This window comes from Lysinibacillus telephonicus, from assembly GCF_039654155.1.
GTDB lineage: Bacteria > Bacillota > Bacilli > Bacillales_A > Planococcaceae > Ureibacillus > Ureibacillus telephonicus.
In genome coordinates, this window is the sequence record NZ_CP155468.1 from 4585133 (window position 1) to 4600239 (window position 15107).

General features: G+C 34.5%; 16 protein-coding genes. 2 read left to right on the plus strand and 14 right to left on the minus strand.

Translation table 11 applies throughout. The annotated features are described in order from the left end of the window. Positions 1-96 precede the first annotated feature (96 nt). Positions 97-657 (plus strand): DUF3267 domain-containing protein, encoded by a 561-nt coding sequence (locus MKY04_RS22155; RefSeq protein ID WP_126293823.1) that lies wholly within the window; start codon positions 97-99, stop codon positions 655-657. 133 nt (positions 658-790) lie between these two features. Here MKY04_RS22155 and ychF read toward each other — a convergent pair whose 3' ends face one another. From ychF to MKY04_RS22170, 3 genes are all read right to left on the minus strand, one after another. After that, complete coding sequence (gene ychF / locus MKY04_RS22160; protein ID WP_126293822.1) at positions 791-1891, minus strand: redox-regulated ATPase YchF; 1101 nt, start codon at positions 1889-1891, stop codon at positions 791-793. A gap of 107 nt (positions 1892-1998) precedes the next feature. Then, the gene (locus MKY04_RS22165) at positions 1999-2199 is read right to left on the minus strand and encodes a DUF951 domain-containing protein (RefSeq protein ID WP_126293821.1); all 201 of its coding nucleotides are present in this window, start codon (positions 2197-2199) and stop codon (positions 1999-2001) included. Beyond that, complete coding sequence (locus MKY04_RS22170; protein ID WP_126293820.1) at positions 2199-3110, minus strand: mechanosensitive ion channel family protein; 912 nt, start codon at positions 3108-3110, stop codon at positions 2199-2201. Before MKY04_RS22170 ends, MKY04_RS22165 begins: the two co-directional genes overlap by 1 nt. Before the next feature lie 116 nt (positions 3111-3226). Here MKY04_RS22170 and yyaC point away from each other — a divergent pair, with 116 nt between their 5' ends. After that, positions 3227-3856: a spore protease YyaC gene (yyaC, locus tag MKY04_RS22175; protein WP_126293819.1), complete on the plus strand. Its 630-nt coding sequence runs from the start codon at positions 3227-3229 to the stop codon at positions 3854-3856. On the opposite strand, the gene MKY04_RS22180 is transcribed toward yyaC, so the two are convergent. The 11 genes from MKY04_RS22180 to rpmH form a co-directional block, all read right to left on the minus strand. Then, positions 3773-4480: a DUF554 domain-containing protein gene (locus MKY04_RS22180; protein ID WP_126293818.1), complete on the minus strand. Its 708-nt coding sequence runs from the start codon at positions 4478-4480 to the stop codon at positions 3773-3775. The genes yyaC and MKY04_RS22180 overlap by 84 nt on opposite strands. A 298-nt stretch (positions 4481-4778) precedes the next feature. Further along, complete coding sequence (locus MKY04_RS22185) at positions 4779-5636, minus strand: ParB/RepB/Spo0J family partition protein (protein WP_126293817.1); 858 nt, start codon at positions 5634-5636, stop codon at positions 4779-4781. Beyond that, positions 5629-6390: a ParA family protein gene (locus tag MKY04_RS22190; protein WP_126293816.1), complete on the minus strand. Its 762-nt coding sequence runs from the start codon at positions 6388-6390 to the stop codon at positions 5629-5631. The genes MKY04_RS22185 and MKY04_RS22190 overlap by 8 nt, the downstream gene beginning before the upstream one ends. Before the next feature lie 257 nt (positions 6391-6647). Beyond that, a complete protein-coding gene (noc, locus tag MKY04_RS22195; protein WP_126293815.1) occupies positions 6648-7538 on the minus strand; it encodes a nucleoid occlusion protein in 891 nt (296 codons plus the stop codon). A gap of 292 nt (positions 7539-7830) precedes the next feature. Further along, positions 7831-8547, minus strand: coding sequence for a 16S rRNA (guanine(527)-N(7))-methyltransferase RsmG (gene rsmG / locus MKY04_RS22200; protein ID WP_126293814.1), 717 nt, complete (start codon positions 8545-8547; stop codon positions 7831-7833). A gap of 104 nt (positions 8548-8651) precedes the next feature. Further along, the gene (mnmG, locus tag MKY04_RS22205; protein WP_126293813.1) at positions 8652-10547 is read right to left on the minus strand and encodes a tRNA uridine-5-carboxymethylaminomethyl(34) synthesis enzyme MnmG; all 1896 of its coding nucleotides are present in this window, start codon (positions 10545-10547) and stop codon (positions 8652-8654) included. Between the two features lie 28 nt (positions 10548-10575). Continuing rightward, positions 10576-11961 carry a tRNA uridine-5-carboxymethylaminomethyl(34) synthesis GTPase MnmE gene (gene mnmE, locus MKY04_RS22210; protein WP_346235144.1) on the minus strand — a complete coding sequence of 462 codons (1386 nt, stop codon included), beginning with the start codon at positions 11959-11961 and terminating at the stop codon, positions 10576-10578. A gap of 367 nt (positions 11962-12328) precedes the next feature. Continuing rightward, entirely contained in the window at positions 12329-13078 is a 750-nt protein-coding gene (gene jag / locus MKY04_RS22215) for an RNA-binding cell elongation regulator Jag/EloR (RefSeq protein ID WP_126293811.1), read from the minus strand. Beyond that, the gene (gene yidC / locus MKY04_RS22220; RefSeq protein ID WP_346235145.1) at positions 13075-13845 is read right to left on the minus strand and encodes a membrane protein insertase YidC; all 771 of its coding nucleotides are present in this window, start codon (positions 13843-13845) and stop codon (positions 13075-13077) included. The genes jag and yidC overlap by 4 nt, the downstream gene beginning before the upstream one ends. A gap of 164 nt (positions 13846-14009) precedes the next feature. Then, entirely contained in the window at positions 14010-14354 is a 345-nt protein-coding gene (rnpA, locus tag MKY04_RS22225; RefSeq protein ID WP_126293870.1) for a ribonuclease P protein component, read from the minus strand. Positions 14355-14439: 85 nt separating this feature from the next. Beyond that, a complete protein-coding gene (gene rpmH / locus MKY04_RS22230; RefSeq protein ID WP_004233310.1) occupies positions 14440-14574 on the minus strand; it encodes a 50S ribosomal protein L34 in 135 nt (44 codons plus the stop codon). Positions 14575-15107: the final 533 nt, after the last annotated feature.

Sequence of the window (15107 nt, forward strand, 5' to 3'; positions counted from 1 at the left end):
CGCAAGCGTCCCACTTTCTCTCCTCTAGTAATTAGTGCTTTTACTTTCTATAATCTTCTGATAGTTTTATACTTTAAAAGAAAGGACGGTGAAACGATGTTTGAAAACACTCAGCCAATAATTATTGAACTCGAAATGAAAAAAGTCGCAAAATATAATATATGGTTTACGCTTGTCTTAAGTATTGTCTTTTTCATCATGAATAGTATCATACATCAGAGATACTCTGTTTCATTTTCTTTTTGGAGTATTGTGCTTTTTTTCCTTGGTTATATTGTATTAATTGTATTGCATGAAATTTTTCATTTAATAGGGTTTATGCTTTTTGGAAAGGCAAAATATAGCGATCTAAATTATGGTTTAAATTTAAAGCTAGGTGTTGCCTATGCAACCACTACGAAACCTTTGCGAAATGATGCTATGAAGAAAGCATTGCTGCTGCCATTTTGGACAACAGGTGTTATTCCATCATTAATAGGGTTCGCTTATGATTCGTATTTATTTGTACTTTTAGGAGCTTTTTTAATTGCCGGAGCAATCGGAGACTTTTTCATGTATAAGGAACTTCGTAAATTCCCAAAGGATGTACTAGTGAAGGATGATCCCGAGCTGCCAAGGTTATATATTTATACAAATAAGCAGGTAGATATCGATTAAAAATCGAACTACCTGCTTTTATTAATAATTATATCTTATGAAAGCTATCCAGCCTTGAGACGATTTGCATTCAAGTTTAAAGTGGGATAAGCTCATCGATTCTGAGATAATCAGAACGCTTGTGCGTTTCTAATTAAACATTAAAGCGGAACAACATTACATCGCCATCTTGAACGACATAGTCTTTTCCTTCTAATCTTACTTTTCCTGCTTCCTTCGCAGCTGCCATTGAACCAGCTTCAACTAGGTCATCATAAGCAACTGTTTCCGCACGAATAAATCCTCTTTCAAAATCAGAGTGAATAATACCCGCGCATTGTGGAGCTTTCATTCCTTTGCGGAATGTCCATGCACGAACTTCTTGTACACCCGCTGTGAAATATGTTGCTAAGCCTAATAAGTCATAAGATGCACGAATTAGTTGGTCTAAACCAGATTCTTCAATTCCAAGCTCTTCAAGGAACATCGCTTTTTCTTCATTGTCCAGCTCTGAAATTTCTTCTTCAATTTTGGCACAAACTGTAATAACCTGTGCTCCTTCTGCTGCTGCGTATTCACGAACTTGTTTTACATATTGATTGTTCACTGCATCCGCTACCTCATCCTCAGATACATTTGCAACATACAACATTGGTTTAATCGTTAGAAGGTGCAGCCCTTTTATAACTTTTAGCTCATCATCAGATAATTCAACAGATCGTGCAGGTTTTTCATTTTCTAATGCTTCTTTAACTTTCAAAAGTACTGGCTCTTCAATCAAAGCCTCTTTATCTTTTTGCTTTGCCATTTTACTTACACGTTGAAGACGTTTTTCAACTGATTCCATATCAGCTAAAATAAGCTCTAAATTAATAACCTCGATATCATCAATTGGGTTTACTGAGCCTGAAACGTGGGTAATATTTTCATCTTCAAAACAACGGACTACTTGGCAAATTGCATCTACTTCGCGAATATGAGATAAGAATTTATTTCCTAGCCCTTCTCCTTTTGAAGCTCCTTTTACAATCCCTGCAATATCAGTAAATTCAAAGGCAGTAGGTACTGTTTTTTTCGGTTCTACTAGTTCAGTTAATTTATCTAGACGCGCATCCGGAACTTCTACAACCCCAACATTAGGGTCAATTGTAGCGAATGGATAGTTAGCCGCTAATGCACCTGCTTTTGTAATTGCGTTAAATAATGTTGATTTTCCAACGTTCGGTAATCCTACGATTCCTGCTGTTAAAGACATTCGTTTGACACGACCTTTCTAAAATTCTATCAAGTTAATGTATTTTCGTTTTAAACCTTTGTTTATTATATTGGATAAGTTGTGAAAAAGTCTAATTAGTCATGAATTTATTCTTGATTTGCCTTTACTAAGACTTTTTTCATTTTTTTCTCAAACTCACGGCGAGGAATCATGACGCTGTGACCACATCCTTGGCATTTTATTCGTATATCTGCTCCCATACGAATAATTTTCCATGCATTTGATCCACATGGATGCTGTTTTTTCATCTCCACAATATCATGTAATTCAAATGATTTTGCTTCCATTATGCTTCATTCCTCCCTGATTCTTTATTACCTCGATCATAAAGCATCATTTTCGGGTACGCCATCGGTATTCCATTTTTATCTAAAATTTCTTTTACATCTCGGCGAATAATACGAGCAATGCCATAATGCTCCAACGGCTTAGTCTCGGCAACAATTCGAATCGTCACTTCTGTTCCTACTACATTTTGAACACCTAGAAATGTCGGTACATCTATTAATTCTTCATATTTTGCAGGCAATGTTTTTAAGTACTCCGTTAATAACTTTTCAACTTTTTCTATATCAGCATCAATACCGACCTGCATATCGATAATTGCTTTTGAGTTATTTACGGAAAAATTCACTACATCTAAAATTTGGCCATTTGGAATAATATATTGTTCACCTGTAATTCCTAGAATTTTTGTAGTACGTAATCCAATCTCAGTGACAGTACCTTCCGCATTATTTAAACGGATATAATCACCTACGCCAAATTGATCTTCAAGAATAATAAAAAATCCTGTAATAATATCTTTTACTAAGCTTTGTGCTCCAAAAGCGATTGCAACAGAAGCAATCCCAGCTCCAGCAAGCAACCCAGCAATTTGAATATTAACAGCAGATAGAATCCCTACAATTGCTGAAAAATACACTAAGTAAGAAAGCACACTTTGAAGCAATTTAATAATTGTTTGTTGGCGCCTTTCTGAATTTCCTAATGGCGACTTTATTCTTAAACTTAAAACGCGACTAATAATTCTCTTCCCTATAAATACGACTAAATAAGAAGCAATAATAATTGCAATTATTTTAATAGAAGCGAGTAATATTACACTCCAAAATTCCTCACTCGTTAGATAATCCCATGTCTTTTCTGTCCATTTTGCAAATCCTTTTGCATTTGTTTCAATAACTTCTTCAGCCATTTTTCCACTCCTTGTATAACTAACTAAAAATTTGAATATACTTCATAACAATATAGCTTATTTTTTACCATAAAAGATAAATTTTTAACATTTTATAAAGAAAGCGAGAATCGTCCATGCAGAAAGTAAATGAAACGTTAAACGCTTCTGTTCATCATGAGCAAACTGGTGCGTTATGGCATTTAAGCGATTTATTTTTACAACATGTTCCTTTCGATAATGAACAGCTTATTTTTTGTTGTATTGGTACAGATCGTTCAACAGGTGATGCCCTTGGTCCATTAACCGGCAGTTTTTTATCAAATTTTCATTCGTTTCCATTTGAAGTAATTGGTACTCTTGAAAACCCACTACATGCAATCAATTTAGCATCTACCTTGGAAGAAATTCAACAAAGACCCACTGCTCCATTTGTTATTGCAATTGACGCATGTTTAGGCAATGAGAAAAATATTGGTCAAATTGTTGTTCAGGAAGGGCCGTTATTCCCTGGAAAAGCTGTTAAAAAGGAATTACCTCCAATCGGAGACATTTCTATAAAAGGAATCGTCAATGTTGGAGGCTTTATGGAAATGCTTGTTTTACAAAATACACGTTTAAATGTGACTTATTCAATGAGTAATAAAATTGCTCGTGCACTTTTACTATCTTGGCAGCGCCATTTATTGAAAAAGAAATATGATGGGGATGATAATACCGACTATTCCAATGCTCGGCAACAGATTGGCTACTCGAATTTTCGTTAATCCTACAATATTTAATCCAATAGCAAAAATCATGACCCCTCCCGTTGCCGTCATCTCTTGTATAAATAAATTTAATGCTGCTTCAGATATGTATGCACTTATAAATCCAGAGAAAACGGCAATAATCCCCTGATACAAAAATACAGGGATTGCTGATAATAAAACACCAATTCCTAACGTTGATGATAATACGATTGAGGTAAAACCATCAATTATCCCTTTTGTTATAAGAACTGAATGATCATTTCTTAAGCCACTATCTAACGCACCGAGTACCCCCATGGATCCTATTAAAAAAATAAGTGTAGCATTTACGAATCCTTCGGAGATACTATTTTGAGACGTTTTTTTCCCTAGTTTTGATTCAACCCATTTACCTAAACGAATTAATTGTTTATCTAAATCAAGCCATTCCCCAATCACAGCACCTAAAACAAGACTAACAATAACAATAATAAAATTGCTTGATTTAAAACCCATCTGTATTCCTAATACTGCAACAGCTAGGCCAATAATTGATAATACAGTATTTTTCATGGTATCAGGGATGTTTTTAAATAGTCTCCCTATAATTGAACCTAAAATAATTAATAATGCATTCACTAACGAGCCTAACAATATCATTGATTAACCTCTTTCTCAGAAAGCGCAAGCACTTTAGCTACGTCGTCTATGCGTGACACCTTATGTCTTGCCGATAGGATTCACATTAAGCTCTGTTCGACATTAACAAAAGTGTAAGACAATGTAGCCACCCGTACATCCATGTATGTCAGAATGGCGAAAAACATACCTTTTTCAGCTTTTACCCGAGGACAAACTACAAACTCGAGGGACTATTTGTCTGCTTGACGCTGTTCAAAATTTTATACTTCCTTAACTAAGCAGAAAAATAGAGCGCCTAAATCCTGGCGCTCACTACCTATTCTTGCTCTAATTGTAATATCTCTAAAATTCTTTCTAGGTCATCTTCCGAGTAAAATTCAATTTCTATTTTCCCTTTATTTTTTGATTTCTTTATTTGTACATTTGTACCGAAATATTCGCGTAATTGTGTTTCCTTCGCTTGTACAAATATATCTTTCTTCACTGGCTTCTCTGTTTCACGTGAAACTTCTTCGTTATATTGTTTAATCAAAGCTTCTAATTGTCGAACATTTAACGAAAGTTTAATAACTTTTTGCGCCACTTCAGATATTTTTCTTTTGTTTTTTAAACCTAAGAGTGTACGACCATGTCCCATTGATAGTGTTCCATCATTTACTAAACTACGTACATCCTCTGGTAATTGCAGTAGTCGCATATGGTTTGTAATATGAGGTCTACTTTTACCCAATCGTTTCGCCAATTCTTCTTGAGTGAAATTCAATTTTTCAATTAAGCTTTGATAGGCTTCTGCTTCTTCGATAGGAGTTAAATCTTCACGTTGAAGATTTTCTAAAATAGCTACTTCCATCATTTGCTCTTCTGTCATATCCCTTACAATAGCGGGGATTTCTTGTATATTTGCTAATTTAGCAGCTCGAAATCTTCTTTCACCTACAACGATTTCAAACTTTTTCCCCTTTTTTCGCACTACGATTGGTTGAATAATTCCGTGTTCAACAATGGATTGTGCCAGTTCTTCAATTGCTTCATCATCAAAAGTTTTACGTGGTTGAAATGGATTAACAACAAGTTTTTGCAGTTCAATTTTTTCAATTGTGTCTTCGTTATGCAATTCTTCTAATGTTTCCGTTGGGAATAATGCTCCAATTCCTTTTCCTAACCCTCTAGCCATTTTTTATCACTTCCCTTGCTAACTCTAAATACACTTCTGCTCCACGAGATTTTGCATCATAGATAATAATCGGCTCACCAAAGCTTGGTGCTTCACTTAAACGAACGTTACGCGGGATAATGGTTTTATATACTTTATCTTGGAAATATTTTTTTACTTCCTCAATTACTTGTAATCCTAGATTTGTACGGGCATCCAACATTGTCAATAAAACACCGTCTATATATAAATGCTGATTTAAATGTTTTTGAACTAGACGAACAGTTGATAGGAGCTGACTTAAACCTTCTAGAGCGTAGTACTCACATTGTACTGGGATTATAACAGCATCAGATGCAGTTAATGCATTAATTGTTAATAACCCTAGTGAAGGCGGACAATCAATAATAATAAAATCGTACTGATCTTTTATATTTTGCAAAGCATGTTTTAATCTCACTTCACGGGAAATCGTGGAGACAAGTTCAATTTCAGCACCTGCTAAAGAAATGGTCGCCGGTACTACGTGTAAATTTTCTACTTTTGACTGCTGTGTAACGTTTTTTACATCTTCATCATCAATTAATACATCATAGATACAACTTTGAATTTCGCCTTTATTTATCCCAACACCACTTGTTGCATTACCTTGTGGATCAATGTCTATTAGCAGTACTTTTTTCCCTAAATAAGCAAGACAAGCGCTCAAATTTACAGATGTTGTAGTTTTACCTACACCACCTTTTTGGTTTGTTATGGCTATAATTCTTCCCAATCCTTGCACCTGCTTTCATCAATCAATTTCTTAAAACATTCTGTATTATCTTACCAACCAATAGGATTGGACTGACTTCTTTCATTTTATCAAATTTAGATTCTAGTTGTATCATAATCTAAACATATATTATTTAATTTTAATAAGAAAGTATGAAATTTTTGAAAATTAAAGACAGGAATTTTTCACAGTAAAGAAAACTAGGATTTTGTTATAGAAAAAAGGTTCCTATAGTTAATTCTAGGAACCAATTGCATTTATGCCTTTTTCTTAGGGATTTTTACAGTGATTTGGTAGTAATCATCTGTATCTTCCTCTTCCGTTTTTAGTTGAATACCACTTTTTGTGACCATTGAAAGAGATTGTTTGATTGTATTTAATGCTATGCGAATATCCTTACTAATTGCTTTGCGCTTAGGTTTTTCCTTTTTCTCTTCTTCTTCTTTCGGAGAAGTAAGTTGTTGGATATAATCCTCAAGCTGACGAACATTCCAATCATTTTCTTTTATCAAATTAACAATATTAATTTGAGTTTCTTCGTCTTTAATTGAAATAAGGGCTCTTGCATGACGTTCTGTAATCTCTCTTTTTAATATTGCCTCTTGTACCGATTGCGGTAATTTTAATAAACGCAATTTATTTGCTACTGTTGATTGACCTTTTCCTAAACGTTGAGCAAGTGCTTCTTGTGTAAGTGAATGAAGTTCTAACAATTGCTGATAAGCTAATGCTTCCTCGATTGCTGTTAATTCTTCACGTTGAAGATTCTCTATTAGTGCAATAGAAGCAGTTTCTTTATCATTTAAATTACGAACAATTGCCGGCACTTCAGTCCAATTTAGTTTTTTCATCGCACGGTAGCGACGCTCACCTGCAATAATTTCATAGCGTTCCTCATCAAAATGACGAACAACAATAGGTTGAATCACACCGTGTGTATGAATGGTTCTTGATAATTCTTCAATTTTTTCTTCGTCAAAAACAGCACGAGGTTGGAACCGGTTTGGAATAACTTTATCTATTGGAATTTTTACTACTTCTTCAGTAGTTTTACTGTTTTCTAGCTGCTCTACTTCTTCTACTTCATTTTTAACTTCAGAAACTAGTTTTTCTCCGCCTCCGAAAAAACGTGAAAAAGGACTTTTCATTCATTAGGCACCACCTTTTAGAAACTATCTTGCTCAATACTCATATAAATATTATTTCTTATTATCTATGAATTGTACAGAGTCCTATAGAAGCAAATCTATTAAAATAACATAAATATAAAATATGTATGCATCAAATGGGGAAATTATTTCTAAAATATAATAAAAATTTTATGATTTTACAAAAAATGTTTCACGTGAAACAAGAAAATAGCCGGGGCTCATCTAGCATAGTTAAAAGTTTTACAGAGCCCCTAATAGCTATAAATACCCGAGTCGTATGATTCTATTTTTATTGTATCGGTGTCTTATTAGGTATACCAGGTTTTCGTGGATATTTTTTTGGTGTTTGTTTTATTTTATCAAAAATATAAAGAGTTCGTTCACTTTCTTCAACAGGTAATAGATAAGCAAATTCTTCTTTTAGAGATGCACCAAGAGTTGTAATCGCCTTTTTAGCATCTTTTAACTCATCTGGACCCGCTGCAGCCTTTAATGCTACAAAATATCCTCCTTGTTTAACTAATGGTAGACAAAGTTCTGATAGTACTGATAAGCGTGCAACCGCGCGTGCAGTTACAACATCAAAACTCTCACGATATTTTGTATTTTGACCAAATTCTTCTGCACGTGCGTGGACAAATTCAACATTGTCCAATTGTAATTGCTCACTCAAATGATTTAAAAACGAAATTCGTTTATTCAAGGAATCAACAATTGTCACATGTAAATGCGGGAAACAAATTTTAATTGGTAAACTTGGAAAACCTGCACCTGCACCTACGTCACAAACAGAATTTACTTTTGTAAAATCAAAGTAAAAGCTCGCGCTAATGGAATCATAAAAATGTTTTAAATAAACGCCTTCTAAATCTGTAATGGCTGTTAAATTCATTTTTTCATTCCACTCAACTAATAACTCAAAATACTTTTTAAACTGTGCAATTTGCTTCTCGTTAAGTTCAATTCCCTGTTTGCTTAATGCTTCAATAAATTGTTGTTCGTTCATTTGGATCTCCTTTAATCGATTGAGGATATGACTACTACTACCTATTTTATAAAAATGAACGAGCGTCCGAGGAAATAGAGGGTGCTCGAACGCTCATTTAACATTTATTCGTTACTTATTCGTGCGATTTTCCCTTGTTCGATATAAACAAGTAAGATAGAGATATCAGCTGGGTTTACACCTGAAATACGTGATGCTTGTGCGATTGATAATGGTCGTACTTCTTTTAATTTTTCGCGAGCTTCAGTTGCTAAACTTGATATTTCATCATAATCAATGTCTTCAGGTATTTTTTTATTTTCCATTTTATGAAGTTTTTCCACTTGTTGTAATGCTTTTTGGATATATCCTTCATATTTTAATTGAACTTCAATTTGTTCTTTTACTTCTTCGCTAAATTCATATTCTGCTGGTGATAACGAAGCAACTAAATCATATGTCATTTCAGTTCGTTTTACCAAGTCCGCAGCGCGAATTCCGTCTTTTAGCTCTGCACCGCCAACAGAACGGATAACTGCTTGAGTTGTTTCATTTGGTTTAATGATGACTTCACGAAGACGAGCAATTTCATTTTCAATTTGCTCTTTTTTCTCAGTGAATTTTGCAAAACGTTCTTCTGAAATTAAACCTAATTTGTAGCCTAATTCCGTTAAACGTAAATCTGCATTATCATGGCGAAGCAATAATCGATATTCTGCACGTGAAGTTAGTAAACGATAAGGTTCATTTGTCCCTTTTGTTACTAAATCATCAATTAATACTCCAATATAAGCTTCTGATCGTTTTAAGATTACTTCTTCTTTTCCTAAAACTTTTGCAGCAGCATTAATACCTGCCATTAACCCTTGACCAGCTGCTTCTTCATAGCCGCTAGTACCATTGATTTGACCTGCTGTATAAAGATTTTTAATACGTTTTGTTTCTAATGTTGGCCATAGTTGAGTTGGAACGATTGAATCATATTCGATTGCATAACCTGCACGCATCATTTCTGCTTTTTCTAAACCTGGGATTGTTTGAAGCATTTGACGTTGAATGTGTTCAGGCAAACTTGTTGATAGACCTTGTACGTACACCTCTTGAGTATCTCTGCCTTCCGGTTCTAAAAATAATTGGTGGCGAGGTTTATCGTTAAAACGAACAATTTTTGTTTCAATCGATGGGCAATAACGTGGTCCTGTACCTGTAATTGCACCTGTATACATAGGTGCTTTATCTAGATTATCGTTAATAATTTGATGTGTTTCTGGACTAGTATACGTTAACCAACATGGAATTTGATCCATAATGAACTCAGTTGTTTCAAAACTAAATGCACGTGGTACATCATCACCAGGTTGAATTTCTGTTTTGCTATAATCAATTGTTTTACTATCTACACGCGGTGGTGTACCAGTTTTAAATCGAACCATTTCAAAGCCAAGGTCACGCAAATTATCTGCTAATTTAATGGATGGTTGTTGATTATTTGGTCCGCTTGAATATTTTAATTCTCCAATAATAATTTCCCCGCGCAAGTACGTACCAGTTGTTATAATAACAGCTTTTGCTCGGTAAATAGCACCTGTTTGTGTTATAACACCGCGAACAGTATCATCTTCAATGATTAATTCATCGACAATTGATTGATGAATCGTTAAATTTTCTTCTTCCTCTAGCAAACGTTTCATTTCACGTTGGTAAAGGACTTTGTCTGCTTGTGCACGTAAAGCACGAACTGCAGGACCTTTCCCTGTATTTAACATACGCATTTGAATATGTGTTTTATCTATTACTTTCCCCATCACACCGCCTAATGCGTCAATTTCACGAACTACGATTCCTTTTGCTGGTCCACCAACTGATGGATTACATGGCATAAAGGCTATCATATCTAAATTAATTGTCACCATGAGTGTTTTCGCACCCATTTTTGCTGCGGCATATGCTGATTCTACACCTGCATGGCCAGCACCGATGACAATTACATCATATTGGCCAGCTTCATATGTTGTTGTCATGCCGTCTCTTCCTCTCTATTTTTTAAATTTATTTTCCTAAACAGAATTGTGAGAATAGCTGATTTATCAAGCTTTCCTGCACAGTATCACCGACGATTTCCCCTAACAGCTCCCACGTTTTTGTTACATCAATTTGAATCATATCAACAGGTACACCTGATTCTGCTGCGTTAATGGCGTCCTCAATTGTAGCTTTTGCTTGATGAAGTAATGCGATGTGGCGTGCATTTGAAACATATGTTAAGTCACTGGATTCAACCTGGCCTTCAAAGAAAGTTTTAGCAATTGCTTCCTCTAATTCTATGACACCTTGTTCTTGCAATATGGAAGTAGTCACGATTGGTCTCCCATTCGCTAGTTCCTTTACTTTCTCCAAATCGATTTTTCGCGGTAAATCTGTTTTATTTACAACTACGATGAAGTCCATATTTTTAATTGTTTCAAACAGACGTTCATCTTCTTCAGTTAGATTTTCTGCAGAGTTTAAAACAAGTAAGATTAAGTCTGCTTCTTTCAATACTTGACGTGATCTTTCTACCCCTATACGCTCAACGATATCTTCTGTTTCACGAATCCCAGCAGTATCGACTAAACGCAAAGGTACGCCACGTACATTGACATACTCTTCTATAATATCACGAGTTGTACCTGCAACATCAGTAACAATTGCTTTATTCTCGTGTACTAAACTATTCAACAGCGAAGACTTTCCTACATTTGGTCGACCTAAAATAACTGTTGAAAGTCCTTCTCGTAAAATTTTCCCTTGTGTTGAAGTTTGTAAAAGCTTCGCAATTTCATTTCGCACCCAAGTACATTTTTCAAGTAATACCGGGATTGTCATTTCTTCTACATCATCATACTCAGGATAATCTATATTAACCTCTACATGCGCTAATGTCTCAATTAATGCTTGGCGTAAATCTCCAATTAATCTTGATAGCTTTCCATCCATTTGGCCAAGAGCTACATTCATCGCTCGATCTGTTTTCGCACGAATTAAATCCATTACAGCCTCGGCTTGAGATAAATCAATTCGACCATTTAAAAAGGCACGTTTTGTAAATTCACCTGGTTCAGCAAGTCTTGCACCATTTTTCAATACAAGCTGCAGCACTCGGTTTACTGAAACAATCCCACCGTGACAGTTTATTTCTATTACATCCTCACGAGTAAACGTTTTTGGAGCACGCATAAGCGATACCATTACTTCCTCAACTACTTCCTCTGTAGTCGGGTCGATTAAATGACCATAGTGAATTGTATGTGTTTTTTCTTCAGTTAACTTTTTCCCACTTGGTGCTTTAAATATTTTATCAGCAATCATTACTGCATCATCACCGCTTAAACGAACAATGGCAATAGCGCCTTCTCCCATCGGTGTGGATATCGCGGCAATCGTATCATATTCCATGATTAAATCCTCCTACTTAAATAATTACATCTAGATGTAATTATTGTGTACTATCCGGCTATTTCTTACTTTATATCAAACGAAGTTATCCACATGTGAATAACTTCAACGAACTTTATTTACTAACAACTTAGGGTACCATATTTTTTCGAAATACGAAAGCAAAGCATTTTCCACAAGTGGATAACTGTTAAAAAGATTTTTATAAGGTTTAAAATCCTATCTTTTAGGCAAAATAAAAACGGCCAAAAAGACCGATTTAGTTATTGTCATTCGTGATTTCTCTGGTTGATAAGAAAAATATTCACAAAAAAACGGCCTATATTTAGACCGTCTTTCAATAAATGTCTGTATGCACTTGTTAACATTATTTTATTGGTTCTATAACTAGATGGCGATTTGGCTCTGTTCCCTCAGAATATGTTTCAATATCAATACGATTTGCCAATGCATTATGAATTACTTTTCTTTCATATGAAGGCATCGGTTCTAATGATACTTTTTTTCCCGTATAAACTGCTTTATCAGCCATTCGCTCTGCCAATTGTTCTAATGCTGCTTGGCGACGTTCACGGTAATTTTCTACATCTAGTTTTACCAATAAGAAAGATTTTGCACTTTTATTTACGACAAGTTGTGTTAATTGCTGCAAAGCATTCAATGTTGCACCGCGTTTCCCTATTAAAAGTGCAGCTTTTTCACTTTCTAGCTTTAATAAAATGTTTTTTCCCTCAGTTACTGCTTTGATTTGTAAATCTTCAATCCCTAATTCTTTTGCAATATCGACTAAATAGCTTTTCGCGGCTTCAACTGGATCTTCTTCTTGCTGCTTTTCGCTTACCGCTTCATCTTCTGACTCAATATTATCAACAACCACTTCTTTTACAGCAATGTTATCTGATTCAGTCTGATGACTTTCCTCACTTTTTTCAATAATTGAGTCAACTTCTTTTACTGTGACACGTACTTCGGCTGGACGTGCCCCAAAACCTAAAAATCCTTTTTTACCTTCTTGTAAAACTTCAACATCTACTTCATTACGGGATGCCCCGAGCTTTTGTAACGCTAATGAGATCGCTTCTTCAACTGTTGCGCCTAATTGCGTAGTTTGATTCACTTTTTCGCTCCTCCAGTTACAGTAGGTTCTGTTTTATTTTTATTAAAAGGTTTATAAATAACAAGGTTTTGTATAACTGAGATGATATTTCCGACAACCCAATATAGCGATAATGCCGCTGGTAGTACGATACCAAAACTAATAATCATGATCGGCATAATATACATCATGATTTTCATTTGTGGATTATCAATTGCAGGTCCCGTCATTAGTACGACAAACTGAATTAAACCAGCTAAGACAGCTAGTACAATACTTTGCTCCCCTAATGGGAAGATAAGAAAAGTTCCTAAATCAAAAGCAGGTGTTGCATCCATTCGACTTATCGCATGATAAAAACCAATCAAAACTGGCATTTGAATGATTACTGGTAAACATCCTGCCATTGGATTCACACCAGAATTTTGCATTAATGCCATCATTTCTTGTTGATACTTTTGTTGAGTAACGGCATCTTTAGAAGCATACTTCTGTTGCAATTCTTTCATTTTAGGTTGGATTTCTTGCATTTTCTTTGAACTTTTTACTTGCTTAATTGTCAATGGAAGAATTGCTAAACGAATGATAATCGTAACAGCGATAATTCCTAAACCATATGAACCTAATAAATCTGAGAAATACTTAATAACTGATACTAATGGCCATACAATAAATTCATTCCAAAAGCCTTCGCTTTCAGATGAAATTGGCTGATTAAACTCTGAACATCCAGTAAGCAGCAATGCTACTGAAACTAGAGACAGAACAATCCAAAATCTTTTTTTCAACCTTCTTCCTCCTACAGCACTATTCATTTAATTGTAGTTATTTTACCATGTGTTTACGCTTTCACTCTACTAATTGTTTCATTTTAATATATTATCATTAATAGCAGTTAACTTATTCTAAATATTCGAACAAAATATTACAAATGATATTTAAAATTCATAAACTATTTTCTTTTTAAGACTTTTGCAATTTTTAAAACATGCTCTATACTTTTTTTTGTTTCATGAAAATCTAAAGCGGCCGCCGGGTTTCTGGCGATAATAACATAATCCATATCTTGTCTTATTTCATCTTTTAATTCTAAGAAGGCCTGTCGTAAATAGCGTTTGACTTGCACTCTAGTTACTGCCTTCCCAATTTTTTTGCCTACCGACAATCCAATTCGGAATTCACTTTGATCCTCTTTTTGTAAACAATAAACAACAAACTGGCGATTTGCGAAGGACTTTCCTTTTTTAAATACCTTCTGAAAATCGTCATTCTTCTTTATTCGTTGTCGCTTCTTCATTTCTACACCTACTTCAATCATTACTTTCTTTTATATTCTTTCCAAAAATGAAGAAAAAAAAGACCACTGAAGAGGCTCAGTGGACTTATGCTGATAATACTTTTCTTCCTTTACGACGACGAGCTGCTAATACTTTGCGTCCGTTTTTTGTGCTCATGCGTGCGCGGAATCCGTGTACTTTGCTATGTTTACGTTTTTTTGGTTGATACGTGCGTTTCATTATATATTACACCTCCAAATGAAAGTTAATTATTCTATCCTACATACAGACCATAACATTATATATAAAAAAGAAATGGCTTGTCAATTAATTATTTGAAGCATCGTTTTTCCCCACTTAACTTAAACAAAATAATTATCCACAACTTTGTCACCTGAATAAAATGACAGGTTGTGGATAATATTTTCCATTTAATTTTTATCCACACAACTTATCGACAACTTTTTCACAAATTCATAGCCTGTGGACAATTAAATAGTGAATAAAAAATAGTTGTGTGGATAAGTTTCACCAACTATTGAAATAGCTATAGTTTTTTGTTACGATAAATGTGTTTTCTTTTGTGGAAATGTTGTACGGGAAATATTTTATCCACAAATGTTAATAACTTGTGGACAAACTTTAACACAGTATATGGATAACAGTTATCCACATGCTGTGATTATGTGTTTACTATTAATTCTATTATTACTTATATAGAAAATTATATTGTTTTATGTTTGAAAAAATTCATAAAAAGGAGTCAAAAAAGC

Bases quoted from the DNA above. Each gene is read 5' to 3' on its own strand.
- MKY04_RS22155 (WP_126293823.1), top strand. From the start codon at position 97: ATGTTTGAAAACACTCAGCCAATAATTATTGAACTCGAAATGAAAAAA.
- ychF (WP_126293822.1), bottom strand. From the start codon at position 1,891: ATGTCTTTAACAGCAGGAATCGTAGGATTACCGAACGTTGGAAAATCA.
- MKY04_RS22165 (WP_126293821.1), bottom strand. From the start codon at position 2,199: ATGGAAGCAAAATCATTTGAATTACATGATATTGTGGAGATGAAAAAA.
- MKY04_RS22170 (WP_126293820.1), bottom strand. From the start codon at position 3,110: ATGGCTGAAGAAGTTATTGAAACAAATGCAAAAGGATTTGCAAAATGG.
- yyaC (WP_126293819.1), top strand. From the start codon at position 3,227: ATGCAGAAAGTAAATGAAACGTTAAACGCTTCTGTTCATCATGAGCAA.
- MKY04_RS22180 (WP_126293818.1), bottom strand. From the start codon at position 4,480: ATGATATTGTTAGGCTCGTTAGTGAATGCATTATTAATTATTTTAGGT.
- MKY04_RS22185 (WP_126293817.1), bottom strand. From the start codon at position 5,636: ATGGCTAGAGGGTTAGGAAAAGGAATTGGAGCATTATTCCCAACGGAA.
- noc (WP_126293815.1), bottom strand. From the start codon at position 7,538: ATGAAAAGTCCTTTTTCACGTTTTTTCGGAGGCGGAGAAAAACTAGTT.
- rsmG (WP_126293814.1), bottom strand. From the start codon at position 8,547: ATGAACGAACAACAATTTATTGAAGCATTAAGCAAACAGGGAATTGAA.
- mnmG (WP_126293813.1), bottom strand. From the start codon at position 10,547: ATGACAACAACATATGAAGCTGGCCAATATGATGTAATTGTCATCGGT.
- mnmE (WP_346235144.1), bottom strand. From the start codon at position 11,961: ATGGAATATGATACGATTGCCGCGATATCCACACCGATGGGAGAAGGC.
- rnpA (WP_126293870.1), bottom strand. From the start codon at position 14,354: ATGAAGAAGCGACAACGAATAAAGAAGAATGACGATTTTCAGAAGGTA.
- rpmH (WP_004233310.1), bottom strand. From the start codon at position 14,574: ATGAAACGCACGTATCAACCAAAAAAACGTAAACATAGCAAAGTACAC.